The following is a 13941-nucleotide window of genomic DNA, read 5'->3' on the forward strand; positions in this document are numbered from 1 at the left end:
TGATGTTATACTCCCGCCGAATAATTTATCGACTTTATTAAGAGTAAAATTAATGGCAGATTTATCGAAGTACAGAAACATTGGTATTTTCGCGCACGTTGATGCGGGTAAAACCACAACTACTGAGCGTATCCTAAAGCTTACAGGTACAATCCACAAAAGCGGTGAGACACATGATGGTGAGTCTACTACCGATTTCATGGAGCAAGAAGCTGAGCGCGGTATTACTATCCAGTCTGCGGCAGTAAGCTGTTTCTGGAAAGATCACCGTTTTAACGTTATCGATACTCCTGGACACGTTGACTTCACAGTTGAAGTTTACCGTTCACTTAAAGTACTAGATGGCGGTGTGGGTGTATTCTGTGGTTCTGGTGGTGTTGAGCCACAATCAGAAACTAACTGGCGCTATGCGAATGAGTCAGGCGTTGCACGTATTATTTTCGTAAACAAATTAGACCGTATGGGTGCTGATTTTTACCGTGTAACTGAGCAAGTACAAAAAGTACTTGGTGCTACTCCATTAGTTATGACTTTACCAATTGGTATTGAAGACGAATTCGTAGGTGTTGTAGACGTTTTAAACAAACAAGCATATGTTTGGGATGAGACAGGTCTTCCTGAAAACTACTCAATTGTTGACGTTCCAGCTGACATGGTAGAAAAAACTGATGAGTACCATGAGTTCCTAGTTGAAACTGCTGTAGAGCAAGACGATGACCTAATGGAAGCGTACATGGAAGGTGAAATGCCTTCAGTTGAAGATATCAAGCGTTGTATCCGTAAAGGTACTCGTGACCTTGCGTTCTTCCCTACATACTGTGGTTCTGCATTCAAAAACAAAGGCATGCAATTAATCCTTGATGCTGTTGTTGACTACTTACCTGCTCCTACAGAAGTTGATCCTCAACCTCTTATGGATGAAGAAGGTAACGAAAACGGCGAGCATGCAATTGTATCTGCAGACGAGCCTTTCAAAGCGTTAGCATTCAAAATCATGGATGACCGTTTTGGTGCATTAACATTCGTACGTATCTACTCTGGTAAGCTTAACAAGGGTGACACTATCCTTAATGCATTTACGGGTAAAACTGAGCGTGTTGGCCGTATGGTTGAGATGCAAGCAGATGATCGTAAAGAGCTTACTTCAGCACAAGCGGGCGATATCATCGCTATCGTTGGTATGAAGAACGTGCAAACTGGTCACACTCTTTGTGATCCTAAGAACCCAGTAACACTTGAGCCAATGGTATTCCCAACTCCAGTAATCTCGATTGCTGTACAGCCTAAAGATAAAGGCGGTAATGAGAAAATGGGTGTCGCTATCGGTAAAATGGTTGCAGAAGATCCATCTTTCCAAGTTGAGACTGATGAAGATTCAGGCGAAACTATCCTTAAAGGTATGGGTGAGCTTCACTTAGATATCAAAGTAGATATCCTTAAGCGTACTTACGGTGTAGACCTTATCGTTGGTCAACCACAGGTTGCTTACCGTGAAACTATCACTCGTGAAATCGAAGATAGCTACACGCATAAGAAACAATCAGGTGGTTCTGGTCAGTTCGGTAAAATTGATTACCGCATCAAGCCAGGCGAAGTGGGTTCAGGCTTCACGTTTAAATCATCAGTTGTTGGTGGTAACGTACCTAAAGAATTCTGGCCTGCAGTTGAGAAAGGCTTCAAATCAATGATGGGCACTGGTGTTTTAGCTGGCTTCCCAGTACTTGACGTTGAAGTTGAACTTTTCGACGGTGGCTTCCACGCCGTGGATTCATCTGCAATTGCTTTCGAAATCGCTGCTAAAGGCGCTTTCCGTCAATCGATCCCTAAAGCGGGTGCACAACTTCTTGAGCCAATCATGAAAGTTGATGTGTTCACTCCAGAAGATCACGTTGGTGACGTAATCGGCGACCTTAACCGTCGTCGTGGTATGCTTAGCAATCAAGAAGCTGGTTTAACTGGCGTTCGCATCAAAGCAGACGTACCGTTATCAGAAATGTTTGGTTACATCGGTTCACTACGTACAATGACATCTGGTCGTGGTCAGTTCTCTATGGAGTTCTCACACTACGCACCATGTCCACAAAACGTAGCTGACACTGTAATCGCTGCAGAAAAAGAGAAAAATGCAGCTAAGTAATTAGCACTTTAACTCTTTAAAAAAACCCGCACGTGTTGCGGGTTTTTTATTGTCTGAAGTTTGAAAACAGGTGAATACTATTAATACCAGCCCGCAATAAGACTTAATCATTTTGAGGGATTAAATCAGACGCTAGCTGCGTTAAAAACTTCTCATTTAAAACAAGTATTTTCATTGTTTATATTAAAAAAGCCGCTAGTGCGGCTTTTTTATGTTGATAGCAATGAATATTAATCTACGTACTTGATTGCTTTATAAGTGAGTTTTACATTACCAAAGGGTAAAAAGCCATTAACGCGGACTTTCCATTTACCTTCTTTTGGGTTGGTAAATGTACAATTTTCTGCGTTTCCTCTGCTTATAGATGCACAATCATTTTTAAACAAAGTAGGGCTTCTTTTATGACTAACAAATAAATTTGCATCGCCCCATCCACCGTCTAGGCTAATGGTGAGTTCGTCATAACCTTCAGGGATATCAATGCGGTAGTTTTTCCACCAAAACCAGCCGCGAATATTATCAATTTCACCGGTGAGCACTTCAGGCTCTGGTGGTGCAATTACGGTTGAGCGAATATCGACAATAACAGGGTCATGATCTGAGGCTCTGTAAGGGCCTTGAGCATACAAACTTGATTGCTGAACGTCAGATTTAAACTCAACATTATAATCAAGCGAGATAGGCTCATCGGCATTAATATGCCAATCACTGGCGCTCACTACTTTACTTAATAAACTCGGACTTGCTAGGGCATGATCTAAACTACCCGCTCGGCCAGAAAAGCTATAAGAATAACCCAAGGTGTTGCCATCTAGCTCAGCAACCACATTTTTTAGGCCTTTATCAGCAAATGCACGGATAGGATCTTCCATTGCATACGCGTTCATGTCGCCAACAAGAATAATATCTTCATCATCAACCCCTGTTGGTTTGCTATTTAGCCAATCAGCAAATGCATTTGCACCAGTTGTTCGAATTTCATTCCAACATGCTTGGCCGTCATTTTGATCAGCGTTGCCACCAGTTGCACTTCTACAACCACCTTTAGACTTTAGGTGAGCTACGGCAACAGTAAACACTTCCTCTGTTTCTATAGACTTAAAGCTTTGTGCAATTGGTGCACGGTTGCTGTAATCGAAAGGCGCGTCGGTTGTGATTGCTGCATTACCCACTTGCTGCACTTTATCAGCACGGTAAATAAGCGCGGTAGTGATAGCATCGGTGCCTACTTGATCAACACCAAAATCTACGAATGCATATTGATTTTGACTATCGGCGTCATTAAGTGCATTTACCAAGCTTGCAACAGCACTAAATTCGCCAAAGCCATCATTTTCAATTTCCATTAAGCCAATGACATCCGCTTGCATAGCACTGATAGCACTGACCAGTTTTGCCTGTTGACGAATTAACTCAGCTTCTGAATCAGCACCTCGGCTAGTTGGAAAACCGCCACCTTGACCATCACCATTAAAGTAATTAAGTACGTTAAAGCTTGCTACACGTAAATCAGCGTCAGGATTTAATTCTGGTGCATCAGTGCGTGGATTGGTTGCTACAAACTGGGGTGTTACCGTTGGGTGAATGCGATAAGTACTAAAGCTGTAAGCTAGCGCACCTGTTACAGAATTTACTGTATCGCCAGTACGCAGGGTATTCTCTGCTGATAACCCTGGAACAGGATAAGCGATAGGATCGCGATTTTGGCGAGTTGAACCATCATCGAGGAGTATTTTTTTAGTTAGATTTTGCGCTTCAACTGCATTCGCAGCTGCGCCAGGAAGTGCAATTTGAGTACCTTGATATAAACGTTCAGTGGCAAGTTCTAGTTCTCCATAGCGACCTAAACCATAATTGTTAGTAACAATAAGTGGCTGCTCTAAGGTAACCAGCATACCTTCAAACGCCTCTAATTCACTGGGCTCGGTAACGGGTAAAGTGATTTTAGTCGGGTAAGCTGAAAGACCAGTATCACAAATAGCAACTTGACTTACATTGCCAATTTGGGTGGCATCAAAGTATTCTTCAACAGTACCTTGCACGCGAACATGGTCGCCAACATTAACATCAGTATTGGTAAAATAAACAAATACCCCTTCAGAAGTAAGTGGGTTTGCATCCTCATCATAACGAAGTGAGCTAACAAAAAAGCCTTTGAGCTGGTCATCTGCTTGGAAATCAGCCGTCACAACGCCTTCAAATTCAACCACAGTGTTAACCAATGGGCTGCTTGCGCCTTCGCCTTGAATGCTGCTAATTAATGTTTTATCAGCGCCACATAATAAAGGATCTTCAGGTTCTGGCTCTGGTTCAGGATCTGGATTAGGTGAAGAATTTCCTGCAAATATGCCTAAATCACTAAAGTCATCTTGCTCAAATTGCAGCCATTGTTCGCTTGGATTAAAACTGCCATCTGCGTCACTACGTCCGTTTAACTCAGTTTCTTTGCGGCGCAATGTTTTATTTTGTGTTTGTACACCACCTTCAGACCAAAATGAACCAGGGTCTACGCCACGTTGGCCAAAGCTGTCAATAATTACTGAGCCTTGAGTCAATACTAGTGCATCATCGCCATTAAAGTTTGTTACTGCGCTGAGTTGGTCAGCTTTTTCTTTTAGCTCTGCTGAGGCATTACCATTAACAATAACGTAGGTGCTGTTTGCAGCAAGTTCGCCAGTTAAATCGAAGGTATTATTTGCCTCTGTATTGCCATTTGAATAGAGACTGAGGGTATAGCCATCTAATGACAAAGGAGTTGTCGAATTATTAAATAGTTCTACTGCTTTATTATAGCTACTGCCTTCTACGTACTCAGATATAACGAGGTTAGCGGTAGCGGGTGCACTGAGGCTTGCTAATACAAGCGCCAATGGCGTTATTTTTGTTTTTAACATTATTATTTTTCCCGTGTATTTGTTTCCCAAATGGGACGCTTAGTGTAAGGAAAAATGATTACAAATAGAATACAGAATGTTAATAATATAAATATAAAAAAGGGCAATAAAGCCCTTTTATATCAATATACTTTTATCACTTATTTAAATAGCGAGCAGCTTGCTTAGCAAAGTAAGTCAGAATGCCGTCTGCACCAGCACGCTTAAATGCTAATAAAGATTCCATTATGGTTGCTTCTTCGCTTAGCCAGCCATTATCAATAGCGGCTTTATGCATCGCGTATTCGCCACTTACTTGATAAGCAAATGTTGGTACACCAAACTCATCTTTAACGCGACGAACAATATCTAAATAAGGCATACCTGGCTTAACCATGACCATATCGGCGCCTTCTTGAAGGTCAAGTGCGACTTCACGAATTGCTTCATCAGAGTTGGCAGGATCCATTTGATACGTTTTTTTGTCAGCGCCTTTTAAGTTACCCGCAGACCCTACGGCATCTCTAAATGGACCATAGTAGCTTGACGCATATTTTGCTGAATAGGCCATAATGCGAGTATGAATAAAACCATCGGCTTCAAGAGCTTCACGAATTGCACCAATGCGCCCATCCATCATGTCTGATGGAGCAACAACATCAGCACCTGCATGTGCATGTGATAGCGCCTGCTTAACTAAAATTTCGGTAGTGACGTCGTTAATCACATAACCTGCATCATCAATAATGCCGTCTTGACCATGCACTGTGAATGGGTCAAGTGCAACATCGGTGATCACGCCAAGCTCTGGGAAGGTTTCTTTTAATGCGCGTACAGTTCTTTGTGCCAAGCCGTCATCGTTATAGGCTTCTTCAGCGAGTAGAGATTTTTTATCTGCTGGGGTAACAGGAAAAATAGCGAGCGCAGGCACACCTAAATCAACTAACTCTTTGGCTTCTTCAAGCAGCAGATCAATCGATAAACGTTCGATACCAGGCATAGATTCAATGCTTTCACGACGATTTTTACCTTCAAGAACAAAAACAGGATAAATAAGATCATTAACACTCAGCTGATTTTCAGCCATAAGGCGACGAGAGAAATCATTACGGCGCATTCTACGCATGCGAGTATATGGGAAAAGGTCTAGTCCAGATTGGGCCATAAGTATACGCTCCTACTGTGGGGTTGAAAAATTAACCACTTGATTGCGGCCATGTTGTTTTGCTAAATAAAGTGCCTTATCGGCATAATCAGTAAATAGTTCAGGGTTATGGGTATCATCGGCAATTTGAGTATAAACACCGGCACTAATAGTAAACTCAATAATAGTGCCTGCTACATTCACGGTCTTATTTTCTATTGCTAGGCGTGTTTGCTCTGCAATGTTCATTGCACCTTGGTTATCAGTATTAGGTAGCAAAATGACAAACTCTTCACCACCATAACGCGCTACTTCATCAAGCGGGCGCTTAAGCTGTTGTTTAATGGTATCAGACACCGCTCTGATGACTTGATCGCCGGTTAAGTGACCATATTTATCGTTAATTGATTTAAATTTGTCGATATCTAGCATAATAATACTTAATGGCGTTTGCTCACGGCGTGAACGACGAATTTCCATAATTAGTTTTTTATCGAAAAAGCGTCTATTTTTAATGCCAGTTAGGGCATCTTCCATATTAAGTTGTTCAAGCTCATGGTTTTTATCTTCAAGTTCTCTCAGTGTGACCTGTAACTCAAAGGTGCGTTCATCTACTTGGCTTTCAAGTTCTTGGCGGGTACGCTCTTGTAATTCAATGCGCTCATTTAACAACGCGTCTTGTGCGGCGCTTTGTGCAATTAATGCTTGCTGTGCTGTTACTTGCTCATCGCGTTGTAATATAAATAATTTTATGACGGTATAGCTTAGGCAAAATGAACACCCTAAAGAAGCTAAAAAGGTAAGCATTAAACTCGCTCTAGTGACGGTATAAAAGCCTGTTAACGCAATGGAAAAATGGATGACCACAATTAAAAAGAACCCAAGTGCCATGAGTAGAGATTTATTGGGACTCGTGGGATTTTTATGCAGATAAAATAATGTTGTGGCAACATGATAACTTAAAATGACAGGGATGCTTAAAATAGCAAATAAAGCTACGCTGGGAGTGGGGAGTAACCAAATAAGTATAATAATTAATGCGTATAGTGCGGTGATTATTGTTTGCCCTTTTACTAAGTTAGACTCAATAGCTGTGCAAACATGGCGTTGTAAAGGAAGAAACGATACCGTGATCAGCATCAGCAAAATAGGCAGCACTAACTGTTGGAGGTTTGCTATGCTGGAGGGCGCATAACGAAATCCAAACCCGCCTAAGTAAGCTAAAAATAAGCTGAGCATCAGCGTAATCACACCGGCATAAGCAAAGTAATGCTTTCGGGAAAATGCGAATAAGACCAGACTACTCACTGCTAAAAGAAAAAACAAAGCCAATTAATAATCCATAAAGTAAATTCACCATACTTTTATAGGCCAATAGTGAGTCTTGCTGCCACAGTGTTAAGGGGACGCGTAGCCCGATACCTGCATCATTATTAACGTTAAGGTACACCGTAGTTTCACTGTTAGCGGGAAGAGTTAGTTTGACTAGCAAAGACTCGCTCGCTATCACTCTTTGTGAAAGTGCATGCGTATCACCAATATGAGTTGATGTGAGTAGCTTATCCTCCATAAAATGAGCAAAGTAAACATCGTTTAAAAGAGGGTTGTCTAGTGATAGTAAGGGCATTAGCGGCTGCGCTAACTGATTTTTAATCTTAAATTGAATCCATACAGGGCGAGACTCAAGACCTAAATTAAGTGGCTTATCATTAAGTAGCAGCCATTCTTGTAAATTGCTTTGTCGTGCATCTTCTAATGAGGTAGGAGTAAACGAATAATGAATAGACTCTATTTTTTTTGAATTAAATTCGCTATTTATCTCGATTGCACTTGCAGGGAAACAGGATGCATAAAACACCAAAATGAATACCAGCAAAGCGCAAAAGGTTCGCATTACTTTTTCTCTAATCCAAATAAGTGATTAAAGTTTTCACTCGTATATTTTGCCACGTCAGATGCAGGGATGCCATAAAGCTGAGCAAGGGTATCACAAACATAATGAAGTAATGCTGGCTCATTACGTCTTGATTTTGGTTTAGGTTTAACAGTGCGGGGGATTAAAAAGGGTGCATCGGTTTCAATTAATAAGCGCTCAATTGGGATGCTGGGGATCAGCTGTTGTAATTCTTTGCCACGTCGCTCATCGCACACCCAGCCAGTAATACCAATATAAAGACCTAGTTTTAAGTAACCTGCAAGCGCTTGCGCATCACCGGTAAAACAGTGCAGTACACCGCGTACAGTAAACTCATTTAAAATAGAGAGCATGTCGTCACTGGCATCGCGTTCGTGTAAGTAAACCGGCAGGTTTAGCTTTTCGGCTAATGCGAGCTGACGACGAAACACAGCACGCTGCACATCTCTTGGAGAAAAGTCGCGATTGTAATCTAGGCCGCATTCACCAATGGCAATAACCGGCGCACTTTGTGCGAGCTTAGTGAGTTGTTGTTCAAGTTCAGAGGTTGCTGTTTTTGCATCATGGGGGTGGATACCTGCGCTAGCATATTGGCCATAGCGTGCAGCAAGTGCTAATGATTCTTCACTTGAACTTATATCGCAGCCAATAATTAGCATATGTTTAACGCCAGCCTCTTTTGCTCTAGCGAGCACCTCTTGATGCTGACCATCAAATTGATGATTAGTTAAATTTACGCCAGCATCAATCAACGTGTATTGCATTACTGAGTGCGCTTTACACGAATTGAGCGGTTTTGATCTGCTTTTTTAAGTAAAAAAGAATTAAATACACCGCGACTAATAATAACGGTATCGCCTTTGTCTAATCTTAAGCTATCTGAGCCAATTTGACGCCACTGCTGATTGTTCTCTAAAGTAATAATTAGCTCACCATAGGGTGCTTTTTCAACATTAGCGATTGTTGATGAAATTGCTTCTTCGTTATTTTCCGCAATGTTTTTATGCTCTAAACCAAACTCTTTTGCTTTGGTGGCCACAGGGGCTGTTGCAGCGGGAGTTTCAGCTTTTACATTTGTTTGCGCCGACTTGCTTAGCTGGCTTTGAGCTGGTTGTGTTAATGACTTTCCTGCAATGGTATTGTCATAACATAGTAAACGATTAAAGTCGTTTTCAATAAAACTACAGGCTTGTAATGCTTGCTCGTTAATAGGAGTAGCAGCTAAAGCCGGTACGCTGGCTAAAGCGAGTAAAGAAAGTAAATGCTTGTTCATATTATTCCTCAGATTCTTGTTGTGGTTTTGCGGTATAAAATTTAGCTAAAATTAAACCAAGCTCAAATAACAGCAGCATGGGCAATGCTAATAGAGTTTGTGATAGCACATCCGGTGGCGTTAAAAACATTGCCACTACAAATACGCCAACCACTATATAAGGGCGCTTTTCTTTTAAACTTTGTGTGGTAGTGGCGCCGCTCCAGCAGAGCAACATAATTGCCACAGGGATTTCAAATGCGATACCAAATGCAAAAAATAGCTTAAGTACAAAGCCTAAGTAACTACTTATATCCGGTGCAAGGGTCATCATTTGAGGACCTACACTGGTGAAAAACCCTAAGATAATGGGTAGCACCACAAAGTAACAAAAAGCTATGCCACTATAAAATAAGATGATGCTAGAAGCTAATATTGGCATCAGCATTTTCTTTTCGTGCTGATATAAACCGGGGGCTATAAATCCCCAAATTTGATGTAAAATCCAAGGAATAGCAGCAAATAAAGCAACAAACAAAGTAAGTTTAAAGGGAGCGAAAAATGGCGCGGTGACATCCGTTGCTATCATAGTAGCGGTGCTGGGTAAATGAGCGACTAAAGGAGCAGCTACAAACGTATAAATATCGTTTGCAAAGTAAACCAAGCCAATAAAAATCACTAAAATACTCAATAGCGATTTAATCAATCGGTCACGTAATTCAATTAAATGAGCAACGAACCCTGACTTTACTTCTTCAGTCATTGTTCTTTATACCCTGTATTAAATGTATGAAAAGAGAGTGCTATATTCACTTTGAGTCATCTGTTTGTTGATTATTAGTAGCTTGGCTTTGGCTTTTTTATAGCTGTGAGTAACTGATTGCGCTGCTTGTTGCAGCTCAGACACAGAGTTTTGTAGGTCAGGGCTTAAATCTTTTAAGCCTTGTTGCTCTGCTTTTTTAAGGTTCTCATGTAATTCGTGAACACGCAGCTCTTCACTCACCTCAGCTTTTACTGAGTTAGCCATTGCTTTGGCAGTTTTAACCCAACGGCTTACTGTTCTTATAGCAACAGGTAAGCGCTCTGGTCCAAGTACTACCAAGCCGACAATAAATACCACAACAAGCTCCCACATTCCCATGTTGGTTAAGCCTTGTCGTTGTCTTTGGTTTTGTCAGTTGTGTTTACATCGGCAGGTTTTGACTCTGCTGAATTTTGAATTTGTTCAGCTTTATTCTCGCTGGTTTGTTTTTCAGCGTTTTGTTCATCAGACATTGCTTTTTTAAAGCCTTTAACTGCGCCGCCTAAATCACCACCCATACCGCGTAGTTTTTTTGTACCAAATAAAAGTACGATGATTGCAAGTACAATTAATAATTGCCAAATACTAATACCACCAAACCCCATGGTTCTCTCCTGCTTTTAAGCCATAAAATAGTAAGATTAAGTGCTGATTATACGCCCAAAGCGGTAAATAGCACTTAGTTTATGCGCGGCGCCAAGCCGCTATAAAACCAATAACAGCACAGCTTAAGACAGCGCCTGCAGCCATTAAGTTGTGTTGTAAATAAAATAAAGCAGAGACAATCATCGCAGCACTGCTAAACAGTCCTAAAACCAAAGGCTTATGTGAAACCTTAGTAGCAGGGGCATAAGCGTGTGGTGCTCGCTTTAAATTTTGATAAATTAAATCGGGTAGCTCAGGCATTTTTTCTGCCCAAAACGGTAAGTTTGCATACATTTGCTTTAGCACAGACAGCGGGCCTACTTGTTGTTTAACCCAGTCTTCTAAAAATGGTTTTGCTGTTTTCCATAAATCTAGTTGAGGGTATAACTGGCGGCCAAGGCCTTCAACATACAGCAAGGTTTTTTGTAATAAGACGAGTTGCGGTTGAACCTGCATATTAAAACGACGTGCGGTATTAAATAAGTTAACTAGCACATGGCCAAATGATATTTCAGCCAGTGGCTTATTAAAAATAGGTTCGCACACGGTGCGTATAGCAAACTCAAATTCTTCAATGCTGGTATCGGGTGGCACCCAGCCTGAATCTACGTGAAGCTGTGCTACTTGGCGGTAGTCGCGGTTAAAAAAGGCAATAAAGTTTTCTGCTAGGTAGCGTTTATCTTCTTTGTTAAGTGTGCCGACTATACCGCAATCAATACCTATGTATTTAGGGTTGTGCGGGTGTTCGCGGGAGACAAAAATATTACCTGGATGCATGTCAGCATGAAAAAAACTGTCGCGAAATACTTGAGTAAAAAACACTTCTACTCCGCGCTCTGCTAATAACTTCATATTAGTGTTTTGTGCCATCAGTGCCTCAGTATCTGACACTGGGATACCGTAAATACGCTCCATAACCAGTACATTACTGCGGCTATAGTCGCTGTATACAGTAGGGATATAAAGTGATTCTGAGCCTTCAAAGTTACGCTTTAATTGAATGCCATTAGCACCCTCACGCATTAAGTCGAGTTCATCGAGCAATGTTTTTTTATACTCTTTAACCACTTCTACAGGGCGTAAGCGTCTTGCTTCGTTAATTAACTTACCAATCACCTTAGCTAATTTTTCCATTAAGGCTAAGTCGGCATTTATTTGCTGTTCAATATTAGGACGAATAACTTTAATAACGACATCTTGCGAATCGCCCTGCGCGTCAATAAGGGTGGCCGTATGCACTTGAGCAATTGATGCCGATGCCAGAGGTGTTTGTGAGAATTCGCTAAATAACTCGCTAATATTATCTATTTCTAATGCTTTTTCGATGATTTCCTGTGCCAGCTCACCTTCAAACGGCTCTACCTGATCTTGTAAAAAGGCTAATTCTAAGGCGATGTCATGAGGCAGTAAGTCGCGTCGAGTTGAGAGCATTTGGCCAAACTTTATCCACACAGGGCCAAGTTGTTGCAGTGCTAAGCGAAGTCTTAAGCCAGGGGGTTTATCTTTGTGTTGATTGCGTAACCAAAACAAGCTGCCACGAGCGATTTTAGCAAACCAAGGTACTTTATGTTTAGGTACAAGCTCATCAAGTCCGTAGCTAAGCAGAGTTTTAGTTATGTAATACAGTCGGGCAGTTGACACAAAAAATCCTTAGTGCGTTAAAGGGCTTTAATTAGGGCATTAATACGTTGCTCAATGGCGGCAACTTGGCCTTTTAGTGCTCTATTTTGTTGTTTAAATTGCTCAAGCTCTAATGGGTGAATGGTGATTGCCAGTTCGTCTTGGCACACACTAATAAAAGTGCTGTCGAGCTGCGATTTTGCTTTTTTACCTTGCTGCTTAAATGATTTCAAGTACAAATAAAGCTGTTGTGCAGGCGCGTCGCCTATATGCTTTGCTAGTTGCTCTGGCCAATCAATATCTACACTTGAAAAAGCTGAACTATAGCTTTGAGCTATGTTTAAATCACCTTGTAAATCAAGCTTGTCTTGGCGAATAAGCTGAGTAAGCATGGCTGGATTTTTAAGTGTAAGCAAGGTATTAATATTGGCACTGATCATACAGTCAGCGCTTGCAACGTCTACTGCTGTGTAAAGATGTAGCTGCTGATTGGCATAGGTAATGGCTATTTTTTGTTGCCAGTCTCTAACCTCAACTAATAAGCGCTGATGTTCTACCGTTTTTAGTTTATCGAGTATGCTCGGGTCGAGTTTAAGCGCTTGATTTAATACTTGCTCAATCAGCGAAAGTACAAAGCTTGGTAGCATAAAAAAACTGCCTGCCGCTGATTGTTCTTTATTGTGTTCTTCAAGCGCCATAAATTACTAACCTTAGTATTTAAATCCACGATGAAGGGCAACAATACCACCGGTTAGGTTTTGATAAGTCGCTTGCTCAAACCCTGCTTCGACCATCATTCCTTTAAGTGTTTCTTGATCTGGGTGCATACGAATTGACTCAGCTAAGTATTGGTACGATTCACTGTCGTTAGCTACCAGTTTGCCCATAGTAGGTAAGATGTTGAAAGAGTAAAAATCATACGCCTTGCTAAGAAGCTCTTGCTCTGGTTTTGAAAACTCAAGAATCAGTAAACGACCACCTGGCTTTAAAATACGGTACATAGAGCGCAGCGCTTTGTTTTGGTCGGTTACATTACGCAGACCAAAGGCAATCGTAATTAAATCAAAACTATTATCAGGAAATGGCAACGCTTCAGCATTCATTTGCACGTAATCAATGTTACCGACAAGGCCTAAGTTATGCAGTTTTTCACGGCCTACCTTTAGCATTGAAGAGTTTATATCACCTAGAACAACCTGACCTGTATCGCCAACAAGTTGGCTAAACTTTGCGGTTAAATCGCCAGTACCACCGGCTAAGTCTAATACATGATGACCTTTACGAATGCCTGAACTAGCAATTGTTTGGCGTTTCCATAAACGATGAATACCAAAAGACATGAGATCATTCATAACATCGTACTTTGTCGCAACAGAATGAAATACATCAGCAACCATAGAAGCTTTTTCGGTTTCGGCAACAGTTTTATAGCCAAAATGCGTGGTCTTTTCAGGGTTCTCGTTCATGATTAATCTCTATCGTGGTAATAAAGACTAGTGTACTTGATTGTGCACCAAGGGTGCAATTTGAATATGATTTATCAGCTAATTTAT

General features: G+C 41.2%; 11 protein-coding genes and 1 pseudogene. 1 reads left to right on the forward strand and 11 read right to left on the reverse strand.

Features of this window, described 5'->3' with window-relative positions:
• Positions 1–52 precede the first annotated feature (52 nt).
• Entirely contained in the window at positions 53–2137 is a 2085-nt protein-coding gene (gene fusA, locus P20439_RS04990) for an elongation factor G (protein WP_008108561.1), read from the forward strand.
• A gap of 230 nt (positions 2138–2367) precedes the next feature.
• On the opposite strand, the gene P20439_RS04995 is transcribed toward fusA, so the two are convergent.
• The 11 genes and pseudogenes from P20439_RS04995 to ubiE form a co-directional block, all read right to left on the reverse strand.
• Positions 2368–5031: an ExeM/NucH family extracellular endonuclease gene (locus tag P20439_RS04995; RefSeq protein WP_008465017.1), complete on the reverse strand. Its 2664-nt coding sequence runs from the start codon at positions 5029–5031 to the stop codon at positions 2368–2370.
• A 136-nt stretch (positions 5032–5167) separates the two neighbouring features.
• The gene (gene hemB / locus P20439_RS05000) at positions 5168–6175 is read right to left on the reverse strand and encodes a porphobilinogen synthase (protein ID WP_008108557.1); all 1008 of its coding nucleotides are present in this window, start codon (positions 6173–6175) and stop codon (positions 5168–5170) included.
• 12 nt (positions 6176–6187) lie between these two features.
• Positions 6188–8048: pseudogene (locus tag P20439_RS05005) on the reverse strand (diguanylate cyclase).
• The gene (locus P20439_RS05010) at positions 8048–8833 is read right to left on the reverse strand and encodes a TatD family hydrolase (protein ID WP_008465023.1); all 786 of its coding nucleotides are present in this window, start codon (positions 8831–8833) and stop codon (positions 8048–8050) included. The pseudogene P20439_RS05005 and the gene P20439_RS05010 overlap by 1 nt, the downstream one beginning before the upstream one ends.
• On the reverse strand, positions 8833–9342 hold the full coding sequence (locus tag P20439_RS05015) for a hypothetical protein (RefSeq protein WP_008465024.1): 510 nt from the start codon (positions 9340–9342) through the stop codon (positions 8833–8835). The genes P20439_RS05010 and P20439_RS05015 overlap by 1 nt, the downstream gene beginning before the upstream one ends.
• A 1-nt stretch (position 9343) precedes the next feature.
• Positions 9344–10084, reverse strand: coding sequence for a twin-arginine translocase subunit TatC (tatC, locus tag P20439_RS05020; RefSeq protein ID WP_008465026.1), 741 nt, complete (start codon positions 10082–10084; stop codon positions 9344–9346).
• 18 nt (positions 10085–10102) lie between these two features.
• Positions 10103–10462, reverse strand: coding sequence for a Sec-independent protein translocase protein TatB (tatB, locus tag P20439_RS05025; protein WP_008465028.1), 360 nt, complete (start codon positions 10460–10462; stop codon positions 10103–10105).
• 5 nt (positions 10463–10467) lie between these two features.
• The gene (gene tatA / locus P20439_RS05030) at positions 10468–10728 is read right to left on the reverse strand and encodes a Sec-independent protein translocase subunit TatA (RefSeq protein WP_008465030.1); all 261 of its coding nucleotides are present in this window, start codon (positions 10726–10728) and stop codon (positions 10468–10470) included.
• Between the two features lie 79 nt (positions 10729–10807).
• The gene (gene ubiB / locus P20439_RS05035; protein ID WP_008465032.1) at positions 10808–12409 is read right to left on the reverse strand and encodes a ubiquinone biosynthesis regulatory protein kinase UbiB; all 1602 of its coding nucleotides are present in this window, start codon (positions 12407–12409) and stop codon (positions 10808–10810) included.
• 17 nt (positions 12410–12426) lie between these two features.
• Positions 12427–13086, reverse strand: coding sequence for an SCP2 domain-containing protein (locus P20439_RS05040; RefSeq protein ID WP_008465033.1), 660 nt, complete (start codon positions 13084–13086; stop codon positions 12427–12429).
• Positions 13087–13098: 12 nt separating this feature from the next.
• The gene (gene ubiE / locus P20439_RS05045) at positions 13099–13854 is read right to left on the reverse strand and encodes a bifunctional demethylmenaquinone methyltransferase/2-methoxy-6-polyprenyl-1,4-benzoquinol methylase UbiE (RefSeq protein ID WP_008465035.1); all 756 of its coding nucleotides are present in this window, start codon (positions 13852–13854) and stop codon (positions 13099–13101) included.
• Positions 13855–13941: the final 87 nt, after the last annotated feature.

The organism is Pseudoalteromonas sp. BSi20439, from assembly GCF_000241165.1.
Taxonomy (GTDB): Bacteria; Pseudomonadota; Gammaproteobacteria; order Enterobacterales; family Alteromonadaceae; genus Pseudoalteromonas.